The 19,784-nt window shown below is 58.8% G+C and carries 20 protein-coding genes and 1 pseudogene; 10 read left to right on the top strand and 11 right to left on the bottom strand.

Going from position 1 to position 19,784, the window contains the following annotated elements; translation table 11 throughout:
• Positions 1 to 184 precede the first annotated feature (184 nt).
• The gene (locus tag B3P22_RS06015; protein ID WP_275544431.1) at positions 185 to 1,066 is read left to right on the top strand and encodes an AraC family transcriptional regulator; all 882 of its coding nucleotides are present in this window, start codon (positions 185 to 187) and stop codon (positions 1,064 to 1,066) included.
• A 6-nt stretch (positions 1,067 to 1,072) separates the two neighbouring features.
• Here the strand turns inward: B3P22_RS06015 and B3P22_RS06010 are convergent, their stop codons facing one another.
• Both B3P22_RS06010 and B3P22_RS06005 read right to left on the bottom strand, forming a co-directional pair.
• A complete protein-coding gene (locus B3P22_RS06010) occupies positions 1,073 to 1,486 on the bottom strand; it encodes a PaaI family thioesterase (protein ID WP_147812050.1) in 414 nt (137 codons plus the stop codon).
• A 97-nt stretch (positions 1,487 to 1,583) separates the two neighbouring features.
• Positions 1,584 to 2,317 (bottom strand): annotated as a pseudogene (locus B3P22_RS06005) (HDOD domain-containing protein).
• 214 nt (positions 2,318 to 2,531) lie between these two features.
• On the opposite strand from B3P22_RS06005, the gene ung reads away from it, so the two are divergent.
• On the top strand, positions 2,532 to 3,221 hold the full coding sequence (gene ung / locus B3P22_RS06000; RefSeq protein WP_275544434.1) for a uracil-DNA glycosylase: 690 nt from the start codon (positions 2,532 to 2,534) through the stop codon (positions 3,219 to 3,221).
• A 9-nt stretch (positions 3,222 to 3,230) separates the two neighbouring features.
• Here ung and B3P22_RS05995 read toward each other — a convergent pair whose 3' ends face one another.
• The 6 genes from B3P22_RS05995 to B3P22_RS05970 form a co-directional block, all read right to left on the bottom strand.
• Complete coding sequence (locus tag B3P22_RS05995; protein ID WP_275544435.1) at positions 3,231 to 4,091, bottom strand: DUF6279 family lipoprotein; 861 nt, start codon at positions 4,089 to 4,091, stop codon at positions 3,231 to 3,233.
• Positions 4,092 to 4,250: 159 nt separating this feature from the next.
• Positions 4,251 to 4,952: an ABC transporter ATP-binding protein gene (locus B3P22_RS05990; RefSeq protein ID WP_275544436.1), complete on the bottom strand. Its 702-nt coding sequence runs from the start codon at positions 4,950 to 4,952 to the stop codon at positions 4,251 to 4,253.
• 3 nt (positions 4,953 to 4,955) lie between these two features.
• Entirely contained in the window at positions 4,956 to 5,723 is a 768-nt protein-coding gene (gene livG / locus B3P22_RS05985) for a high-affinity branched-chain amino acid ABC transporter ATP-binding protein LivG (protein WP_197855243.1), read from the bottom strand.
• Positions 5,720 to 6,979, bottom strand: a complete 1,260-nt coding sequence (locus B3P22_RS05980; RefSeq protein ID WP_275544437.1) for a high-affinity branched-chain amino acid ABC transporter permease LivM — start codon at positions 6,977 to 6,979, stop codon at positions 5,720 to 5,722. Before B3P22_RS05980 ends, livG begins: the two co-directional genes overlap by 4 nt.
• On the bottom strand, positions 6,976 to 7,899 hold the full coding sequence (gene livH, locus B3P22_RS05975; protein WP_275544438.1) for a high-affinity branched-chain amino acid ABC transporter permease LivH: 924 nt from the start codon (positions 7,897 to 7,899) through the stop codon (positions 6,976 to 6,978). The genes B3P22_RS05980 and livH overlap by 4 nt, the downstream gene beginning before the upstream one ends.
• A 250-nt stretch (positions 7,900 to 8,149) precedes the next feature.
• Entirely contained in the window at positions 8,150 to 9,268 is a 1,119-nt protein-coding gene (locus tag B3P22_RS05970) for a branched-chain amino acid ABC transporter substrate-binding protein (protein ID WP_275544439.1), read from the bottom strand.
• A gap of 294 nt (positions 9,269 to 9,562) precedes the next feature.
• Here B3P22_RS05970 and B3P22_RS05965 point away from each other — a divergent pair, with 294 nt between their 5' ends.
• Both B3P22_RS05965 and B3P22_RS05960 read left to right on the top strand, forming a co-directional pair.
• Positions 9,563 to 9,880, top strand: coding sequence for a DUF2288 domain-containing protein (locus B3P22_RS05965; RefSeq protein WP_275544440.1), 318 nt, complete (start codon positions 9,563 to 9,565; stop codon positions 9,878 to 9,880).
• Between the two features lie 94 nt (positions 9,881 to 9,974).
• Positions 9,975 to 10,343, top strand: coding sequence for a DUF5064 family protein (locus B3P22_RS05960; RefSeq protein WP_197855247.1), 369 nt, complete (start codon positions 9,975 to 9,977; stop codon positions 10,341 to 10,343).
• Positions 10,344 to 10,417: 74 nt separating this feature from the next.
• On the opposite strand, the gene B3P22_RS05955 is transcribed toward B3P22_RS05960, so the two are convergent.
• The 3 genes from B3P22_RS05955 to pyrC form a co-directional block, all read right to left on the bottom strand.
• Positions 10,418 to 10,636: a bacterioferritin-associated ferredoxin gene (locus B3P22_RS05955; protein WP_004423711.1), complete on the bottom strand. Its 219-nt coding sequence runs from the start codon at positions 10,634 to 10,636 to the stop codon at positions 10,418 to 10,420.
• Between the two features lie 1,008 nt (positions 10,637 to 11,644).
• Positions 11,645 to 12,319 carry a ribonuclease T gene (gene rnt / locus B3P22_RS05950; protein ID WP_197855248.1) on the bottom strand — a complete coding sequence of 225 codons (675 nt, stop codon included), beginning with the start codon at positions 12,317 to 12,319 and terminating at the stop codon, positions 11,645 to 11,647.
• Positions 12,316 to 13,362, bottom strand: a complete 1,047-nt coding sequence (pyrC, locus tag B3P22_RS05945) for a dihydroorotase (protein ID WP_275544441.1) — start codon at positions 13,360 to 13,362, stop codon at positions 12,316 to 12,318. Before pyrC ends, rnt begins: the two co-directional genes overlap by 4 nt.
• A 154-nt stretch (positions 13,363 to 13,516) precedes the next feature.
• On the opposite strand from pyrC, the gene B3P22_RS05940 reads away from it, so the two are divergent.
• The 6 genes from B3P22_RS05940 to B3P22_RS05915 form a co-directional block, all read left to right on the top strand.
• Positions 13,517 to 14,458, top strand: a complete 942-nt coding sequence (locus B3P22_RS05940) for a flagellar protein MotY (protein ID WP_419096418.1) — start codon at positions 13,517 to 13,519, stop codon at positions 14,456 to 14,458.
• A gap of 106 nt (positions 14,459 to 14,564) precedes the next feature.
• Positions 14,565 to 15,782, top strand: a complete 1,218-nt coding sequence (locus B3P22_RS05935) for an argininosuccinate synthase (RefSeq protein WP_197855250.1) — start codon at positions 14,565 to 14,567, stop codon at positions 15,780 to 15,782.
• 70 nt (positions 15,783 to 15,852) lie between these two features.
• On the top strand, positions 15,853 to 16,224 hold the full coding sequence (gene gloA, locus B3P22_RS05930) for a lactoylglutathione lyase (RefSeq protein ID WP_296270332.1): 372 nt from the start codon (positions 15,853 to 15,855) through the stop codon (positions 16,222 to 16,224).
• A 61-nt stretch (positions 16,225 to 16,285) separates the two neighbouring features.
• Positions 16,286 to 17,671 (top strand): hypothetical protein, encoded by a 1,386-nt coding sequence (locus B3P22_RS05925; protein WP_161864437.1) that lies wholly within the window; start codon positions 16,286 to 16,288, stop codon positions 17,669 to 17,671.
• Positions 17,671 to 19,542, top strand: a complete 1,872-nt coding sequence (locus B3P22_RS05920) for a hypothetical protein (protein ID WP_161864436.1) — start codon at positions 17,671 to 17,673, stop codon at positions 19,540 to 19,542. Before B3P22_RS05925 ends, B3P22_RS05920 begins: the two co-directional genes overlap by 1 nt.
• A partial coding sequence (locus B3P22_RS05915; RefSeq protein ID WP_296270331.1) for a hypothetical protein occupies positions 19,539 to 19,784 on the top strand: 246 nt, incomplete at its 3' end. The genes B3P22_RS05920 and B3P22_RS05915, both read left to right, overlap by 4 nt.

The raw sequence follows: 19,784 nt of genomic DNA, 5'->3' as shown, positions 1-19,784 counted from the left end.
TCCGTTGCCTCGCTTGGCAGCCATTGGCCGTCGATCAGTTGCGCGAGCGTGCGGGGCATGGTCGCCTCCTGTTGTTCTTGTATGGAGCCTTTATAGCCACTTCGTTTTGGCTTGTGGATTGACGATCTTGGTCTTGAGATGGACGATCTTGTCATTCGATCCGATTTTATTGGGAGCGTCAGGCATGGGGCTGCGAGTGGAGACCTCCAATTGGCCGCTGCCGCTCGGTGGGCAACGCTTCATCACACCGCCGCGCCTGCGTCGCCTGCTGGCACGCCATGCACTGAGCTCAGGTTGCTATCCCCTGGCGATGGGGTTCTATCCTGACGCGGCCGGTCACCAGATGCGGCGCCTGCAGCCGGATGATCATCTGCTGATCTATTGCCGCTCCGGCAGGGGCTGGCTGGAAACAGCAGATGGACGATTGGATGTCGCTGCTGGCGATTTGCTGCTGCTGCCCAAGGCGATGCCGCATGGCTATGGCGCCGATGCGCAAAGCCCCTGGACGATCTATTGGGTGCATTTTGACGGCAGCTTCAGCGAGGACTTCCTGCGTCTGCTGGGAGCGCAGCCGCTGCGGCGTATCGGTTTGCAGCCGCGGCTGATTGGTGACTTCGAGGCGTTGCTGGGCCTGCAGCGGCAGGGCTTCAACGCCTTGCCCTTCATCCATGCCGCGCACCGTCTGCAGGCGATGCTCAGCTCACTGGCAGTGCTGCCGGCGCGGGTCAATCTCAAGTCCGGACGGGTGCTGGATATCGAGGCGGTGCAGGCGGTGATGCGCGAGCATCTGCATGGCAGCCTCAACCTCGATGAACTGGCGGCGCAGTTCAAGCTGTCTCGCTTTCACTTCGCCAAGACCTACCGTGCGCTGACCGGTCATGCGCCGATTCAGGATTTCATCCAGTTGAAAATGGCCCTGGCCTGCCGCCTGCTCGACCGTGGCGATATCGAGGTGCGCCAGGTCGCCGAGCAACTGGGGTATGAAGACCCTTATTACTTCTCGCGGCTGTTTCGCAAGGTGGTGGGCATGGCGCCCAGTCATTACCGGGCACTGCATCAGGGTTAGTCGCTGCTAGACCCGCGCGATGGTTGCCAGCCCGGTGGCCACCAGCTTTTCCTGGCCGTCTTTCACCGCGAACACGTCTGCTCGGCAGACCGCCTGGCGTTGTCCGGCCTTGAGGACTTCGGCGCGGCACAATAGACGTTCGCCAAGGGCCGGTGCGAGCAGGTTGAGCTTGTATTCGCTGGTAACCACGTCGCCGACCATCGACGCTGCGGCCCAGGCGCAGCCGCTGTCGACCATGAAGCCGACTACCGCGCCATGCATGTAACCGTGGTGCTGGCACAGGTCAGGACGGCTACGTACCTGCAGGCTGACTCGGCCTGGCGCGAAATCGAGCAATTCGGCGCCGAGCAGCTGGGCAAAGGTAGAGTGAGCGAGCGCCTGTTCCAGGCGTTCGCGACTGATACCGTTCAAGTCGCTCATATGACCTCCCGCACGGTGCGTGCAGGAGAGTCTCGACCGGCTTGCGGATGTGGGCAAGCTGTATCCAGATGCCTGATGAGGCCGTATAGCGCGGTCCTCAGGCGAGCAGGCGCTTCCACAGTTGCAGCTCGCCAGCCAGCTCCTGGCGCAGTTCGGCAAGTGGGGGTTCCAGGCCCAGCTTCGCCTGAGCCGGAAGCGGCTCGGGCAGGGTGGCCTTGCTCTGCAGGGCGCTGGCGAGCAGGACCAGATCCGCCAGGTCGGCCGCGCCGTCATGCTGGCGTTGCCATTGGCCGTACAGACGAGTGGATTCGATCACTGCCGAAGGCAACTGCCAGCGCGTGAGGATCAGGGCGCCGAGGTCACCCGACAGACGTTCGCACAGCTCGTGCAGCGTGTCACCATCACGTGGCACGTCTGGCCAGTGCTCCAGCTCCGAGAGCAGCGTGAGGCTACCGATATCCTGCAACAGGCCGCCGAGCATCGCGTCGTCCAGCGACAGTCCGGTGCGCTGCGCCAATACCGCGCAGTAGGCGGCGCGCTCCCGCGCGCTGCGCCAGCGAGCGCGAAAGGCCTGCTGCAGTGCCGGTTCAGTACTGGTGAACAGATTCTGCAGACTGAAACCCAGCACCAGGTCGGCCAACTGCCGCGTACCGAGGCGGCCGAGTAGTTCGCGCAGCGAGCTGCAGGCGCGGTCGCCGCGTAGCAGGGGGGTGTTGGAGAATTGCATCAGGCAGCCAGTGGCGGATCGCCGGTAATCACGCGGGTCAGCTGTTCCAGCGAGGTGCGTGGATCGTCCAGCAGCTTTCTGATGCGCACGGCTGCTTCGGGCATCTGCGGAATCCTGGCCTCGCCCTTGAGGAAGCGATTGAGCAGTGCCATGCGCAGGGTATCGACGGTGGTTGGCATGGTCTTCGAGTCCGATCACGGTGGCTATGAGCAAAGGCTAGCAAAGCATCTCGGCGCGTGCCGGGCTGGCCTTTCTTGACTTGCGGCAACCCCTTCTCTAGCGTGCCTGCTCTTGTGGAGACTCAGGCAGGAAAAGCGCATGACCGAAGATCGCATCAAACTCGAAGCCAGCTGGAAGGAAGCGCTGCGCGAGGAGTTCGACAAGCCCTACATGAAGGAGCTGCGCGAGTTCCTGCGGGCAGAGAAGGCAGCTGGCAAGGAAATCTATCCGCCGGGCCCGCTGATCTTCAATGCGCTCAATTCCACGCCGCTGGATCAGGTCAAGGTGGTGATCATCGGCCAGGACCCTTACCACGGCCCGGGACAGGCGCATGGCCTGTGCTTCTCGGTGCAGCCGGGCGTGCAAACGCCGCCGTCGCTGGTGAACATCTACAAGGAGCTCAAGCGCGATCTCAACATCGACATCCCGGCCCACGGTTACCTGCAGAGCTGGGCCGATCAGGGCGTGCTGCTGCTCAACACCTCGCTCACCGTCGAGCGCGCCAACGCCGGCTCGCATGCGAACAAGGGCTGGCAGTTCTTTACCGACCGGGTGATCGAAGTGGTCAGTGATCATCAGCCCAAGTTGGTGTTCCTGCTCTGGGGTAGCCATGCGCAGAGCAAGCAGCGCCTGATCGACCCGACCAAGCACCTGGTGCTGCGCTCGCCGCACCCGTCGCCGCTGTCCGCCCATCGTGGCTTCATCGGCAATGGCCATTTCAGTCGTTGCAACCAGTTCCTCAGCCAGAACGGCATGACCCCCATCGACTGGCAACTGCCACCGCTCTGACCAGGCGCCTCAGCGCTGCGCCACCGCCTGATCGGTGGCGCACTGTTGCGCAGCCAGGTCGGCGTGCAGGCCTTGCAGGCGCTTGTCTGCGCGCGCTATCTGACGCGAGTCGGCCTGAGCGACCAGATCGACGATCATCTCCGCCATGGCCTGGCGGGTTGTCTCATAACTGGCCTGATAGGCGCTGGTGTAGAAGCGTTCGCGTTGTTGCAGCAGGGCGGTCATGCGTGCGCCGAAGTCATCGCCGCGACGCACTTCCAATGTCTCGCGAAGTGCCTGTTGCCAGGCCAGGCGGTTATCCATCCAGATCTGATTCTGATCGCCCAGGCCTTGCGCCCACTGCTGCACGCGTTCGCGTTGCTCGGCATTGAGTTCGCCGAACCAGGGCTGCAGGCGCTCTTCCATGCGCTCGGCGCGCCGGTCGATCTGCTCCTGCAGGGGGGGCTCGAGGAATTCCTCGCGCAGCTTGGCGTTCTGCTCGTCCAGTGACGCCAATAACTGCTCGACCTGGCGCGGGCTGAGGCCGCGCAGCAGCTCGATGGTGCTAGGGGTGATTTCCACCGCGATGCGTTGCATGGCCGGTTCGACCTCGGCCAGTTGGCGAGTGATCAGCTCGCCGTCCCGGCTGCTCAGTGCCTGCTGGCTGCGCTGCAGCCAGTCGAGATAACGCGGCAGCTCGGCGTTGCAGTGCCAGGCCAGGTGTTCCTGCAATTGAGGCTTGAGCCAGGCGCTTTGCTCGCTGGTCAGCGCCACGTAGTCGTTGAGCTTCCAGGGGATCAGCCAGTCGAGATTACGATAGGCCAGGCCGACACGGCTGCAGGCGCTAAGCAGCAGGGTGATGACCAATAGCAGCAGCAGGGGTTTGCGCATGTACGCAGTCTCGCAAGGGCTGAGTTATTGAGGCTAATACTCGAAGAGCGTGGCGCAAGAGGGCGGAAATATCCGCTTAAGAGTTCAGCGAGACGGGTGATCGAATCGCGGACAAAAAGAAACCGCCCCGAAGGGCGGTTCCGATATTGCAGGTTGCGCTTATCCGCCGAGGTAGGCGTCGCGTACCTTGGGGTCGTTGAGCAGTTGTTCGCCGCTGCCCTGCATGACGATGTGGCCGTTCTCCAGCACATAGCCACGGTCGGCCAGCTTCAGCGCCTGGTTGGCGTTCTGCTCGACCAGGAACACGGTAACGCCGTCCTCGCGCAGTTGTTCGACGATGTCGAAGATCTGCTGGATGATGATCGGCGCCAGACCCAGCGACGGTTCGTCGAGCAGCAGCAGTTTGGGCTTGCTCATCAGGGCACGGCCGATGGCGAGCATCTGTTGCTCACCACCGCTCATAGTGCCGGCGCGCTGGGCGAAGCGTTCCTTCAGGCGTGGGAACAGGTGCAGGACCTTGTCCAGTTGCTCCTGATTGTCCGCCTTGTCACCGAAGAACCCGCCCATGGCCAGGTTCTCCTCGACGGTCAGGCGGGCGAACACGCGACGGCCTTCCGGCACGATGGCAATGCTCTTGCGCATGATCTGAGGGGTGTCCATGCCCACCAGCTCCTCACCCAGGTATCGGATGCTGCCACTGGTGGCGCGCGGATTGCCGCACAGGGTCATGAGCAGGGTCGACTTGCCGGCACCGTTGGCGCCGATCAGGGTGACGATCTCGCCTTTCTGCACTTCGATGCTGACGTCGTGCAGGGCCTGGATCTTGCCGTAGAAGGTTGAGACGTTGTTGAAGCTCAGCATGGATTACGCCTCCCCCAGATAGGCTTTGATCACGTCCGGGTTGTTACGGATGTCGTCCGGCGTGCCGTCGGCCAGGGGAGTGCCCTGGTTGATCACGTAGATGTGGTCGGAAATGCTCATGACCAGGTGCATGTCGTGCTCGATCAGCAGCACGGTGACGTTGTGCTCGTCACGCAGCATGCCGATCAGTGCCTTGAGGTCCTCGGTTTCACGCGGGTTGAGACCGGCGGCCGGCTCGTCGAGCATGAGGATGCTCGGACGCGTCATCATGCAGCGGGCGATTTCCAGGCGGCGTTGCTGACCGTAGGCCAGGGTGCCGGCACTGCGGTTGGCGAAGTCCACAAGGTCGACCTGCTCCAGCCAGTAGGCGGCGTACTCCATGGCCTCGCGCTCGCTGCGGCGGAAGGCCGGGGTCTTGAACAGGCCGGCCAGATAGCCGGTGTTCAGGTGGCGATGCTGGGCCACCAGCAGGTTTTCCACCGCGGTCATGTCCTTGAACAGACGCACGTTCTGGAAGGTCCGCACCACGCCCTTGCGGGCGATCTTGTGGCCCGGCAGGCCCTCGATCGCCTCGCCGTTGAGGCGGATGCTGCCGGAGCTTGGCTGGTAGAAGCCGGTCAGGCAGTTGAATACGGTGGTCTTGCCGGCGCCGTTCGGGCCGATCATCGAAACCACCTGCTTTTCCTTGACGTTCAGGCCCACCCCGTTGACGGCCAGCAGGCCGCCGAAACGCATGGACAGGCCGCTTACTTCGAGAATCGTGCGGCTCATCGCTTCAGCTCCAGGTGGGGACGTTGCATCGGCAGCAACCCTTGCGGGCGCCAGATCATCATGAAGATCATGACCAGACCGAAGAACAGCATGCGGTACTCGCTCAGCTCACGCATCTCCTGCAACATCACCATGATGATGGCCGCGAGGATCACGCCCAGCTGCGAGCCCATGCCACCCAGCACGACGATGGCGAGGATCATCGCCGACTCGATGAAGGTGAAGGATTCCGGTGTCACCAAACCCTGGCGCGCAGCGAAGAAGCTGCCGGCGAAACCGGCCAGGCTGGCACCGATGGTGAAAGCCGAGAGCTTGATCACGGTCGGGTTCAGGCCCAGCGCGCGGCAGGCGATCTCGTCTTCACGCAAGGCTTCCCAGGCGCGGCCGATCGGCATGCGCAGCAGGCGGTTGACCAGAAACAGCGTCAGCAGCACCAGCAGCAGGGCGATCAGGTAGAGGAAGATCACCTTGTACTGTGAGTTGTAGGCCATCTCGAAGTAGCCGTGGAAGGTCGGCATGTCCGCCGGCACACGGCGCTCGAAGGACAGTCCGAATAGGGTCGGCTTGTTCTCGTTGGCGATGCTCAGGCCGTTGGGGCCGCCGGTCAGATCGGTCAGGTTGCGCAACAGGATACGGATGATCTCGCCGAAGCCGAGCGTGACGATGGCCAGGTAATCCCCGCGCAAGCGCAGCACCGGGAAACCGAGCAGGAAGCCGAACAGCGCCGCCATCATGCCGGCCAGCGGCAGGCAGATCCAGAAGCCCAGGCCGAAGTAGTGCGCCAGGATCGCGTAGCTGTAGGCACCGACGGCGTAGAAGCCGACGTAACCCAGATCGAGCAGACCGGCGAGGCCGACCACGATGTTCAGGCCGAGGCCGAGCATGACGTAGATCAGGATCAGCGTGGCGATGTCCACCGCGCCGCGGCTGGCGAAGAACGGCCACACCAGCGCCACCATGACCATCGCCAGAATGATCCAGCGCTGGGTGGAGGGCAGGGTGAGGAAGTTGCCGAGCTGGCCGGAACCGCTGGGCAGCCTCGGGCGCTTGGCCCAGGCCGGGGTGATGTGGTCACGCAGCAGTTGCCAGAGGAAGATCAGCGCAGCAGCGCCGCCAATGCACCAGAGTTCGAAGGCGGTGGCGCCTTCGACACGCAGGCTGATACCGACGGTGCTGAGCTTCAGGCCCAATACGGGGTAGGAGATGATCAGCACCAGCAGGGCGCTGAAAATCGCGGATTTGAGGTTGCGGCTCATACCTTCTCCACCTCCGGGCGGCCAAGGATGCCGGTTGGACGGAACAGCAGCACCAGCACCAGCAGGCTGAACGCCACCACGTCCTTGTATTGATCACCGAAGATATCGGCGCCGAAGGCTTCGGCTACGCCCAGCAGCAGGCCACCGAGTACCGCGCCAGGGATGCTGCCGATACCGCCGAGTACTGCAGCGGTGAAGGCCTTGATGCCGGCAAGGAAGCCCAGGTGCGGGTTGATCACGCCGTAGTTCATCCCCAGCAGAACCGAGGCGATGGCGGCCAGCGCCGCACCGATGACGAAGGTCAGGGCGATGATGTTGTTGGTGTTGATGCCGAGCAGGTTGGCCATCTTCAGATCTTCGGCGCAGGCGCGACAGGCGCGGCCCAGGCGTGAGCGGGAGATGAACAGGGTCAGGCCGACCATGGTGACGAAGGTGACGATGAAGATCAGCACCTGCATGTAGGACACCACCACGCCGTTGGCTGCACTTTCACCGAGGATGAAGTTGCCGGGCAGCAGGCTGGGGATGGCCTTGTCCTTGGAGTCCTGCGCGAGCAATACCGCGTTCTGCAGGAATATCGACATACCGATCGCCGAGATCAGCGGGATCAGACGGTTGCCGCCGCGCAGGGGGCGGTAGGCCACCCGTTCGATGCTGTAACCGTAGGCACTGGTGACGATCATGGTGGCGGCGAAGGCGGCGACCATGATCACTGGGACGGCGTCGATGCCGAACATGGCAAGGCCGGCGATCACGGTGAAGGCTACGTACGAGCCAATCATGTAAACCTCGCCGTGGGCGAAGTTGATCATGCCAATGATGCCGTAGACCATGGTGTAGCCGATGGCGATCAGGGCATAGGTGCTGCCAATGGTCAGGCCATTGAGCAACTGCTGCAGGTAATGGTAAATCTCAGGCATAGCCTAACTCCTGGGCATCGCGTAAAGCGGCGCTTGTGACGCAGCGCGAGGCCGGAATTCGAATAGACAAAGCCCACTTCTGCAGTGGGCTCTGGGTTCAGAAGCTGTTCATGATCTGCTGCGCGTCGACCCTGCTGCGTTAAAAACAGGCTCGGAATGCTCATGTGCAAAAGCACACTCCGCTTCCTCGCCTGCTTCTGCCTTGCATGGCGCTAGCTCGCTAGCTCATGAATCAGCTTCTTCGGCGGGGTTACTTGGCTTCGGACTTGGTGCCGTCCTGGTGCCATTCGTACACCACGAAGCTGAAGTCCTTCAGGTCGCCCTTCTCGTCGAAGCCCAGGGTGCCAGTGGGGGTGTCGAAGCTGTTGGCACGCAGGGCAGCCGCTACCTTGGCGGTATCGGTGTCGCCGGCTTTCTCGATGCCTTCGGCGATGACCTGAACGGCGGCGTAGGCAGGGAACACGAACGGGCCGCTGGGGTCTTCGTTCTTGGCCTTGAAGGCCTCGACCAGCGCCTGGTTCTTCGGATCCTGGTCGAAGGACTTCGGCAGGGTCACCAGCAGGCCTTCGGAGGCCGGGCCGGCAATGGCCGAGATTTCCTTGTTACCCACGCCTTCCGGGCCCATGAACTTGACGTTCAGGCCGCGTTCCTTGGTCTGGCGCAGCAGCAGACCCAGTTCCGGGTGGTAGCCGCCGTAGTAAACGAAGTCGACGCCGGCCTGGTTCAGTTTGGCGATCAGCGCGGAGAAGTCCTTGTCGCCGGCGTTGATGCCTTCGAACATGGCGACTTTCATGCCTTTGCCTTCCAGGGTCTGCTTGACCGCGGTGGCGATGCCTTCACCGTACTGCTGCTTGTCGTGGATCACGGCAACGGTCTTCGGCTTGATGTGATCGGCGATGAAGTTGCCGGCGGTCGGGCCTTGCAGGCTGTCCAGGCCGATGGTGCGGAAGACCAGTTCGTAACCGCGGGAGGTGATTTCCGGGCTGGTGGAAGCCGCGGTGATCATCAGGATGCCTTCGTCTTCGTAAATGTCCGAAGCCGGTTGAGTGGAGCTGGAGCACAGGTGGCCAACCACGAACTTGACTTCGTCGTTGACGATCTTGTTGGCAACGGCAACGGCCTGTTTCGGATCGCAAGCATCGTCGTAGACCACGGCTTCGAGCTGGGCGCCGTTCACGCCGCCGGCCTTGTTGATCTGCTCGATGGCCATCTTGGCGCCGATGAATTGCATCTCACCGTACTGAGCAACCGCACCGGTCACCGGACCGGCCAGGCCGATCTTGATGTTGTCGGCTGCCATCGAATAACTGGCCGCCCCTGCCAGTGCCATTGCCGCGAACAGCTTGGAAATCTGCTTAGCCTTGTTCATGAGTGCTCCACTCTTATGTTTTTCGTTGTTGTAGTTCTTGCGGCCGAAGCTGCAGAACCGGGTCAGTGACCCCGGTAATGCCTCCGGCAACTGTACCGGAACAGTGTAGAGCGCGGATTTGCGCCTTGAAAAGCCGGCAGTTGGAGGCGAAACGCGGAGTTGTCGCTAAATTGCAAGGAATGTATAGAAAAACGGCGTGGCCTGAGTCGGCTGGCGAACGTCGTGCGGTTGCCAGGGCAGTTGCCGACGCTATCATTGCGCGCTGCATTCACAGCCATCGAAACGGGACACACCATGACGGACCAATCTAGCACCCTCTATGCCAAGCTGTTTGGCGAGACAGCGCCGATTCGTTGGCAGGAGCTGCAGCCGTTCTTCGCCCGAGGTGCGCTGCTCTGGGTCGAGGGCAGCCAGGATCTGGTGGCGGTCGCGCAGGCCGTGGCCGAGAATGATCAGGCTCGTGTTGCGCAATGGATGAACCAGGGCCTGCTGTGCAAGCTCGAAGATACGCGTGCCGAAGATCTGCTCACGCGCGACCCGCAATTGTGGGCGGTGGTGGTCGCCCCCTGGGTGCTGGTACAGGAAAGGGCAGGGGACTCGGCGCCGCACTGAAAGGGTGCATGCAGGACCGCAGGTAGCGGGCTAGACTCTTCGCACGCTCCCGTCAGGGAGCACCTACGGCGTTACGGCAAAGGAGACAGCCCTCATGTTCGAACCCGGTCACTTGCATCGCGGCAATCCGTCTGGTCTGGGCGGCTTGCCTGGCTACAGCATCGATTTCTACTATGAGGTGCGCAAAGACCCGCGGGAGGGGCCCATGCTGCACGGGCGCCTGGTCGGCGAGATCGACGGCAAGGCTTTCGAAGAGGTCTTCGAGATGCATCGCGATACCGCCTTCAACTTCGCCAGTGTGATCTCCCGGCTGGTGACCAAGCATGGCTTGCCAGCCAACCACAGCCCGATCATGCGTGCGCATGCCGAATACGATGCGATCTTCGAGGACATCCGCGCCAAGCTGCACGCCGCTCCTGGGGACGCCGTAGACTTCGACCATATGCAGCGTGACGGCCTGTAAGCGCAGGTGACGCTTTTTCAGGAATAAAAAAACCGGATTCAAGGATCCGGTTTTTTGCATTCTGGCGGCGTGTTTCAGGCTGCGACGAAACCTGCGGGGTAGGCCAGCGAGGCCTGACTGCTCTGCACTTCGGCGATGGTTTCGCGAACCACCTGCTTGGCCAGGCAGGCACACTTGCCGCACTGGCTGGCGATGCCGAGGGTGCCGCGCACTTCACGGTAACTGCAGCAGCCTTCATAGACTGCGTCGCGGATTTGCGTATCGGTGACACCTTCACAGAGGCAGACGTACATAGGCAAGGCTCGTCTTGGTAGTTCTGTTCGATGGGTCGGATACTAATGTTAATGAGAATGCTTGTCAAAGATCGATTGCGAATGCTCATAGAGTCTGACGAACGGTACAGCCGCCGTTAGGGGGCGGGTAGAGAAAGGTCTTTGCGTTTTCGGGGAGGATGCATTTGATACTGGACTGGCAATTACGTGTTAGCTGTCGATGAATTGGCACTATCCGTTAGCGCGCCGCCTGTCCTGATGGGTTTCGCCCCTTACGGGCGACTCACTTTCTTTGCTTGTGCAAAGAAAGTAAGCAAAGAAACACACCCCTGCATACGACCCCGGCTGCGCCGGGGTTCCCTCGCTCCATCACCGCTCCAGGGGCACGACCGGATGCGGCCCACCGACGAAGGGCCATCCCTGGCCCATCACGGCTCTCGCGACATCCATGTCGCTCAACCCCCTCCACGGTGATTCCACTCGGCCTCCTGAAGGGGACTTGGGCGTCGTCTGTGAGATCCGCGCTTCAAGAGCAAAAGCCAAACGCTACCGACTTTGATCGTCCCGTCAGAAGGCCGAGTGGAGGTGTCGCGTAGGGGGATGAGCCGCATGGATGCGGCGAAATACCGATGGCGGCCCCGCTTAAAAGGCCAGGGATGGCCCATGTAAGCCGGCCCCCGGAGCGGCGCCGGAGCGAGGGGAGTTGAGCGAAGCGAAACCCGGATGTCGGGGTGCCCTTCTCTTTGGTTACTTTCTCTTGGGCAAGCAAGAGCTACGAAGCGCAGCGAAGTAACAGCCGCAGGCTGGCCCGAAGGGTGAGCGCAGCGAATCAAGTGACTCGCCCGTGAGGGGCGAAACCAAGACGAAAGATCGACACGCCAATGATCTTTGCCCGGATATAAATAGCGCAAAAGAACACACAAACTTGCCAGTCCGGTATCAAGCTGCAAGTTCCCAAAGCTATGCGATGAACCAAAAAAACCGGCAGACGCCGGTTTTTTCATGGGGTTCGATCTGCCGTGCAGAGCCTCACTGATCGAACTCGTCCCAGCCGCCCATTTCCTTCCAGCGGTTGACGATGCCGCAGAACAGTTCGGCGGTCTTTTCGGTGTCGTAGCGGGCCGAATGCGCTTCCTTGCCGTCGAATTCGATGCCGGCGACCTGGCAGGCCTTGGCCAGCACGGTCTGGCCGTAGGCGAGGCCGGCCAGGGTGGCAGTATCGAAGCTGGAAAAGGGGTGGAAGGGGTTGCGCTTGATGCCGCAACGCGCCACTGCAGCGTTGAGAAAGCCCAGGTCGAAACTGCTGTTGTGCCCGACCAGGATCGCGCGCTTGCAGCCAGCCGATTTGATCGACTTGCGCAGACCCTTGAAGATCTCGCCCAGGGCATGCTCCTCGCTTACCGCCATACGCAGCGGATGGTCGAGCTTGATGCCGGTGAACTCCAGCGCCGCCGCTTCGATATTGGCGCCTTCGAAGGGCTCGATGCGGAAGAAGTGGGTGTGATCCGGATAAAGGAAGCCGCTCTCGTCCATGGCGATGGTGGTCGCGGCGATTTCCAGCAGGGCATCGGTGGCGCTGTTGAAGCCGCCGGTCTCGACGTCCACGACCACCGGCAGGTAGCCCCGAAAGCGCGCCGCCATGGGCGTGCGCGGGCCGGACGGCAGACTGGGCTCGAGTTCGTCGTCGTAGTTTTCTTCGCTCACGCCTGACCCTCCAGCAGCTTCCAGCGCAGGGTCTCGCCAGCGCGCAGCGGTACGACGCTGTTGTCTCCCAGCGGCAGGGTGGCCGGCACGGTCCACTCTTCGCGTACCAGGGTGATGCTGTCGCTGTTGCGCGGCATGCCATAGAAGTCCGGGCCATGGAAGCTGGCGAAGGCTTCCAGCTTGTCCAGTGCACCACGCTGTTCGAAGGCCTCGGCGTACAGCTCGATGGCGGCATAGGCGGTGTAGCAGCCGGCGCAGCCGCAGGCGGCTTCCTTGGCGTGCTTGACGTGCGGCGCCGAATCAGTGCCGAGGAAGAACTTGGCGTTGCCACTGGTGGCGGCGTCGAGCAGGGCTTCCTGGTGCACGTTGCGCTTGAGGATCGGCAGGCAATAGAAGTGCGGGCGAATGCCGCCGACCAGCATGTGGTTGCGGTTGTACAGCAGGTGGTGCGCGGTGATGGTGGCGCCGACATTGGCCGAGGCCGCCTCGACGAACTGCACCGCGTCACGCGTGGTGATGTGCTCGAACACCACCTTGAGCGTCGGGAAACGCTCGACCACGCGGGTGAGGTGTTCGTCGATGAAGGTCTTCTCGCGGTCGAACACGTCGATCTCGGCGCGGGTCACTTCGCCATGGACCAGCAGCAGCATGCCGACTTCGGCCATGGCTTCCAGCGCCGGGAAGATCTTGTCGATGCTGGTCACGCCCGAATCGGAGTTGGTGGTGGCGCCGGCCGGGTAGAGCTTGGCGGCATGCACGAAACCGCTGGCCTTGGCTGCACGCACGTCTTCCGGGCTGGTGTTGTCGGTGAGGTAGAGCACCATCAACGGTTCGAAGCGACTGCCGGCCGGGCGCGCTGCGAGAATGCGCTGGCGATAGGCGTCGGCCTCGGCGGCGTTGCGCACCGGCGGTACCAGGTTGGGCATGATGATGGCGCGGCCGAAGGTGCGCGCGGCATCGCCGACGGTGTGTGGCAGCACCGCGCCATCGCGCAGGTGAATGTGCCAGTCATCGGGACGCAGGAGAGTCAGGCGATCGGACATGGAGGCTTCCAGGCGGGTAAAACGTGGCCGCATGTTAACTGAAAAGGGTCAGCTCGCGCTCGCGCCGGCGCGACAATCGCACGCAGGGGGGTCAAGTTTCCGCGCGCCTGACCGATACCCCGTGAGAATACTGTGAACCGCCGTGGAGCCTGTCGTGCGTGCGCTCAATTTCCTCCTGATCAGCCTGTTGGCTGGCATGCCTCTATGTCTGCCGGCGCATGCCATCAGCTTCCAGACCCGGCTGGAGAAGGTGGAGTGGACGGTCGAGGGCGATCAGTTCGAGTGCCGCCTGAGTCAGCCGATCAGTAATTTCGGCAGCGGCGAGTTCGTGCGCCGCGCCGGTGAGCAGGTCACCTTCCGCCTCAAGGCCCGTGAGCGCTGGATGGGTGCTGGTTCGGCGACCTTGCTGGCAGCGGCGGCGCCCTGGCAGCCGGGGCGCGGCGACATCAACCTGGGTGTGGTCAGCGTCGGCAACGGCGAAGTTCCGTTCAACAGCTCGCAGGAGCAGGGCGCGCGCCTGCTCACCGGTTTGCTCGAAGGCCGCAGCCCGGTGGTGCGCCACCGCACCCTCAATGGCAGTGACAACTTCGAGGTGCGCCTGCTGCCGGTGAAATTTCACAAGGCTTACGACGATTACCAGGTCTGTACCGCCAAGTTGCTGCCGGTCAACTTCGATCAGATTCGTCAGGCGCAGATTGGCTTTCCCGGTGGCGGCATCGATCTCGACCCAATGGCCAAGGCCAAGCTCGATATCATCCTCGACTTCGTCAAGGCCGACCCATCCATCAACAGCTTTCAGATCGACGGCCACGCCGACAACAGCGGCAACCGCCTGACCAACCGCGACCTGTCGCGCCGCCGCGCGCTGGCCGTGCAGGAATATCTGGTAGCCGGCGGCGTACCGGTCGAGCAGATCACCATGCGTTTTCATGGCGAGCGTTATCCCCTCGCGCCCAATAACAGCGAAGCCAATCGGGCCAAGAACCGCCGGGCGACCCTGCGCCTGGATCGTGTGCCGCAGCCCGAGGCACCGCAGCAGAGTGCTCCCGCTCCCGCCACCACGCCGGTCGATCCGCCAAGCAGCCGATCGTCCTGAGCCACTTTGACGTCGCTTGGTCAACTCCGACTGTCGCACCCCTGTAAATTGAGCCGCTTGGCCAGTAGAATCACCGGTTTTACCGTACAACCCGTGGAGTGATGGCATGGCGGACGTCAAAAAGGTAGTTCTGGCCTATTCCGGTGGCCTGGACACCTCGGTGATCCTCAAGTGGCTGCAAGATACCTATAACTGTGAAGTGGTGACCTTCACCGCCGATCTCGGCCAGGGCGAAGAGGTCGAGCCGGCCCGTGCCAAGGCCCAGGCAATGGGCGTTAAGGAAATCTACATCGACGACCTGCGCGAGGAGTTCGTCCGCGATTTCGTCTACCCGATGTTCCGCGCCAACACCGTCTACGAAGGCGAATACCTGCTGGGTACCTCCATCGCCCGCCCGCTGATCGCCAAGCGCCTGATCGAAATCGCCAACGAGACCGGTGCCGACGCCATCTCCCACGGTGCGACCGGCAAGGGCAACGACCAGGTGCGTTTCGAACTGGGCGCCTATGCGCTGAAGCCGGGTGTAAAAGTCATCGCCCCGTGGCGTGAGTGGGACCTGCTGTCGCGCGAGAAGCTGATGGACTACGCCGAGAAGCACGCCATCCCGATCGAGCGCCACGGCAAGAAGAAGTCGCCGTACTCCATGGACGCCAACCTGCTGCACATCTCCTATGAAGGTGGCGTGCTGGAAGACACCTGGACCGAGCACGAAGAAGACATGTGGAAATGGACTGTCTCCCCTGAGGCAGCACCGGACGCACCGACTTATATCGAGCTGACCTACCGCGCCGGCGACATCGTCGCCATCGACGGCAAGGACATGAGCCCGGCGCAGGTGCTGGCCGAACTGAACCGCATTGGCGGCGAGAACGGCATCGGTCGTCTGGACATCGTCGAGAACCGTTTCGTTGGCATGAAGTCCCGCGGCTGCTACGAAACCCCCGGCGGCACCATCATGCTCAAGGCCCACCGCGCCATCGAGTCGATCACCCTCGACCGTGAAGTGGCTCACCTCAAAGACGAGCTGATGCCGAAATACGCCAGCCTGATCTACAACGGTTTCTGGTGGAGCCCGGAGCGTCTGATGCTGCAACAGATGATCGACGCCTCCCAAGCCAACGTGAACGGCGTGGTCCGCCTGAAGCTGTACAAGGGCAACGTCATCGTCACTGGTCGCAAGTCCGACGATTCGCTGTTCGACGCCAATATCGCGACCTTCGAGGAAGATGGCGGCGCCTACAACCAGCAGGACGCGGCGGGCTTCATCAAGCTCAACGCCCTGCGTATGCGTATCGCTGCAGGCAAGGGCCGCAAGCTGGTCTAAGCTAAAACTCTTGCGTCACAAGGACCCCGGCCAAGTGCCGGGGTTCTGCTTGCTAGAAGGGGGAAATCTGATGAGACTGCTGCATACCATGCTGCGCGTCGGCGACCTGGACAAATCCATCGCCTTCTACACCGAAGTGCTGGGCATGACCCTGCTGCGGCGCAAGGACTATCCGGACGGTAAGTTCACCCTGGCGTTCGTCGGTTACGGCGACGAGGCGCACAACAGCGTGATCGAGCTGACCCACAACTGGGGCGTTGAGCACTATGAGCTGGGTACCGGCTACGGTCATATCGCCCTGGAAGTCGAGGACGTCTACAAGGCCTGCGAGGATATTCGCGGCCGCGGCGGCAAGATCACCCGAGAGCCGGGGCCGATGAAGCACGGCACCAGCATCCTGGCCTTCGTCGAGGACCCGGACGCACCCCGAAGTTTTCACTGATTTGACACCCTTCCAAAGTGTTCTACATATGGACAAGTCGCTCAGCAAATGAGAACCGTCCATGTCTCTCGATCAAGCGCGTTCCGTACATCTCAAGTATTTTTCGCTGAGCCACACGGCTGCTCTGGCTTATCCGGCCGAAGGGGTGGTGAGTACGCCTCTCGTCACCTATCGCTCCTCTCCCGTTCTGAATGCATGGGCCAACCACGCTGTTAACCAGCAGTTCACATTTCCAATCGTGGTAGCCGCTGATGGCGCTCCTTGGCCTGAGGCGTGTGTCTTTCTCGCTAGTAAATTTTACGATGAACAGGTTCATGTAAAAACCTGCGCTTCACTGGCTAAGGATTTAGCGCTATTTCGCCGTTATCTAGACGAAGAGAGTTTAAGTTTTCGCTATTTCCCATCCGAACTGTATCAACGAGTGACATATCGCTATCGAGCGCATCTGAAACTAAGGATCGCTGGTGGTGAAATTACTGTTAAGACAGCGAGGCGTAAAATATCTGCTGTCATATCTTTCTATAAGTGGCTAAGGCAGAGAAATATATTCATCCCTGATAATCCTCCTTGGAAGGATAAGCAGATTCTTATTCAAGTCGATGGGGGAAGTCGTAAGTCAATATATAAAAAAATTGAAACTTCAGATCTAACTTTCAGAGGGGTCGATCCAGTTGACATCTCTATCATTACCGATGGGGGCAGGCTTCGGCCCCTGACTGACGATCAGCAATATAAGCTGATAGAGGAATTGTATCGTTTAGGTAACAGTGAGATGTGGTATGCACATCTCTTAGCGTTATTTTCAGGTGCAAGAATTCAGACCGTGCTGACAATGCGTGCAGAGTATGTTGAGACATGTGTGAAAGGCCCTAATAACTGTGCTTACATCAAAGTTGGACCTGGCACTGGTGTCGATACAAAGTTTAATAAGCGATTTGTACTGCTAGTTCCATGGGTATTGATAGAAAAACTCCGGATATATCTAAGCAGTGAGAGATATAAGCATCGGGTTGAAGCAGTGTCGGAGGAGCGATTTCAAGGAAAAGAGTATTTATTTCTCAGTAATAGGGGTGGGCCCTATTATCGCTCAGCTCAAGATCCTGGCTATGACATGAAGAGATATGCATTAGAAGGTGCAGCTGTGCGTCAGTTTATTAGCGATAGAGTCAGGCCGGCCCTAAATATAGAAGGCGAAGCCTTCTTGTATGCATTTCATGATTTGAGAGCGTCTTTTGCGATGAACTTATATAACAGTCTTTCTTCTTTGTCGGGTGAGCAAAAACTATCCGACTCTTATATCAGGGAGTATATAAGGTTCAGGCTCGGGCACGCATCTCAGAATGCTCTAGATGGCTATATGTCTTATAACGCTAATAACAAAGTGGCGCGGCAGGCTCAACTTGATTGGGAGCGGCGACTGGACGCACTCTCTGGGTGGAGTGGCTAATGCATAACCTAGAAGCTCGTGAAATATTCATTCTCGATGTGGAGGATGTGCAGGTCTATGATGGTGAAAATCCAAGTAGTGTTGTGCTGAAAATTAAGAGAAGAACCTTTGATATAGGTTCGTATTGTTTCGCTGAAAGAGATATAAAAGCGGGGAGTAGGTCGCAATTCAAAAGGGTTGTAAAAAATACTTACTCTGAAGTTCGTGCGAGGTGTGTTTCTGCTTTGATCTCTTACAGTTTGCAGTTGCGACATTTTCGTGGATTGAGTCCTGATACTGTAGCGGGGCGATGGGTATATATTAAGGCTTTTTTGGATTGGTGTGATAGTCAATCTCGTTTTGCTGATTTAACTATAACTAGTGAGCGTAGGGGGTGTGTTAAGGAGTATTGCTCTTATCTAAATCTTCAGTGTCGCCTGGATGATAATGCCACTAATAAATACGCGATAGCTCAGCGAACAATTATTGAGATTGTGTCTATTGCATTTAGTGATGAGTGTGTCGGCCATGGCATATTTACACTTAAAACTAGTAATGCGTATGGAATTCCAGTTGAAACTCCAGGTGATGAGGAGCAAGCCAAATCGTACGCGATGTGCAAGGCAGTTTATACAGGTTTTTCAAAATTTTTCTCCAATTTTGAAAGCTATCCATTTAGATGGGAACTGCCTCCTTACCTCGGCGGGAAAGTGTGGGTTTTTCCCTGTATTACGAAGTTTCGTTCCCCATTCAGCAATATAACTGACAGTTTTGTCAGGACTGTATTAGCGATCGATTTTGATAATGGGTGTATTAGGTCTTTAGAGGCGTTAGAGGGGTTATATAGTAACAAGTCTACGGCGCGTACTTGTAGGGATTTACTGCTAGGACAGATCGTAAAAGCGAACAATGACCCTAGAGCTTTTCATAGGATCGTACTGGCAAATCATGCTATGCATGCATTTGCTGCTATGTTTCAGTCCAAGACTACAATGAATTATAAGCAACTCTGCGAACTGTCATGGGGTAATTCTTACACGCTTGAAAAATCAGACCCGCATTTTAAGGTTATTAAGTGGCGTGCAGGAGGGGTAGAGAAATTTTTTAGGGTTTCAACCGATTTTATTGCAGAGTTCAAATGCTTTCTAGAGTTTCGAGAAAAATTGCTTAATGGCGCTGAGTGCAGTTATCTTTTTTTCACTGTTCATCAAGGCGATAAATTTTGCGAATTAGATTTAGGCACCTTCCACCGTATGGAGAAATTTATGTTACGCGTGGATCAGAACTTTAGGCTGGTTAGAACTCGCCAATGGAGAGCTGCGAAGTCTAACTCACACTTAAAGAACTTCAATATTAATGTTGCATCAAATGCTTTGCAGAGCGATCGTCAAACCATATTTGGGCACTATTCGCAAGGGAGCGAAGTCGATCAGAGAAAGCAATTTTCAGAGTTTTTTAAAAGGCTTTTAATTGTAGTTGCAAGGCTGGCGAAGAAATTTACCCAAATTGGTGTGGCGATGTGCCAAAAGCCAGGGGTTCCGCAACCTGAATCGAATGCCCCTGTTACACCAGACTGCAAAGGTGATTTTGGATGCTTATTCTGTGGTAATTTTAGGGTTTATGTAGACGAGAAGAGTGTCAGAAAGTTGCTAAGCTGTAGGTATTTTATTGAGAGGATTTCGTATGTAAATCCCACCGACTTGTCGCAGGATATTTGGTATAAGCCTGTTATCGAAAGATTGGATGGAATTATTGAGCACATTAGAGGGGTGTCTAGCGAAACCGCTGAGATGGTGTCCAAAATTGAGAAAAGTGTTAACGAGGAGCATCAGCTAGATCCCTATTGGGAAGGTAGGATTGAGGTTCTCATTCAAGTTGGAGTCCTTGTATGAGGAATATTCCGAATTTACTTGGCGTGCCGTTACTTGCAAGTGATTGTACTTTCGTTAGCTTAGCTGATATGCCGGTCAGTTGGGATAAAGAAGGTAACCCTGTTTCTTATTTTCGTGATTTAGTTTGGGATTTCACCGATTTCTCACCTAAGCCGAAACCTTGTAGGCTGAATTTTACTCATTGGTGTGTAAAGCCAAAATCTCCCAGCACTGCTGAGCAAATGCTTATTGCTGAATCTAAG

Source organism: Pseudomonas sp. UBA6323, from assembly GCF_002439135.1.
In the GTDB taxonomy this organism is placed as follows: domain Bacteria; phylum Pseudomonadota; class Gammaproteobacteria; order Pseudomonadales; family Pseudomonadaceae; genus Aquipseudomonas.
This window is presented reverse-complemented; position numbering and strand designations above follow the sequence as displayed.

Bases quoted from the DNA above. Each gene is read 5' to 3' on its own strand.
- B3P22_RS06010 (WP_147812050.1), bottom strand. From the start codon at position 1,486: ATGAGCGACTTGAACGGTATCAGTCGCGAACGCCTGGAACAGGCGCTC.
- B3P22_RS05960 (WP_197855247.1), top strand. From the start codon at position 9,975: ATGTTCGAACCCGGTCACTTGCATCGCGGCAATCCGTCTGGTCTGGGC.
- B3P22_RS05990 (WP_275544436.1), bottom strand. From the start codon at position 4,952: ATGCTGAGCTTCAACAACGTCTCAACCTTCTACGGCAAGATCCAGGCC.
- B3P22_RS05970 (WP_275544439.1), bottom strand. From the start codon at position 9,268: ATGAACAAGGCTAAGCAGATTTCCAAGCTGTTCGCGGCAATGGCACTG.
- B3P22_RS06015 (WP_275544431.1), top strand. From the start codon at position 185: ATGGGGCTGCGAGTGGAGACCTCCAATTGGCCGCTGCCGCTCGGTGGG.
- B3P22_RS05995 (WP_275544435.1), bottom strand. From the start codon at position 4,091: ATGCGCAAACCCCTGCTGCTGCTATTGGTCATCACCCTGCTGCTTAGC.
- ung (WP_275544434.1), top strand. From the start codon at position 2,532: ATGACCGAAGATCGCATCAAACTCGAAGCCAGCTGGAAGGAAGCGCTG.
- pyrC (WP_275544441.1), bottom strand. From the start codon at position 13,362: ATGTCCGATCGCCTGACTCTCCTGCGTCCCGATGACTGGCACATTCAC.
- B3P22_RS05965 (WP_275544440.1), top strand. From the start codon at position 9,563: ATGACGGACCAATCTAGCACCCTCTATGCCAAGCTGTTTGGCGAGACA.
- B3P22_RS05920 (WP_161864436.1), top strand. From the start codon at position 17,671: ATGCATAACCTAGAAGCTCGTGAAATATTCATTCTCGATGTGGAGGAT.
- B3P22_RS05935 (WP_197855250.1), top strand. From the start codon at position 14,565: ATGGCGGACGTCAAAAAGGTAGTTCTGGCCTATTCCGGTGGCCTGGAC.
- livH (WP_275544438.1), bottom strand. From the start codon at position 7,899: ATGCCTGAGATTTACCATTACCTGCAGCAGTTGCTCAATGGCCTGACC.
- gloA (WP_296270332.1), top strand. From the start codon at position 15,853: ATGAGACTGCTGCATACCATGCTGCGCGTCGGCGACCTGGACAAATCC.
- B3P22_RS05980 (WP_275544437.1), bottom strand. From the start codon at position 6,979: ATGAGCCGCAACCTCAAATCCGCGATTTTCAGCGCCCTGCTGGTGCTG.
- B3P22_RS05955 (WP_004423711.1), bottom strand. From the start codon at position 10,636: ATGTACGTCTGCCTCTGTGAAGGTGTCACCGATACGCAAATCCGCGAC.
- B3P22_RS05925 (WP_161864437.1), top strand. From the start codon at position 16,286: ATGTCTCTCGATCAAGCGCGTTCCGTACATCTCAAGTATTTTTCGCTG.
- livG (WP_197855243.1), bottom strand. From the start codon at position 5,723: ATGAGCCGCACGATTCTCGAAGTAAGCGGCCTGTCCATGCGTTTCGGC.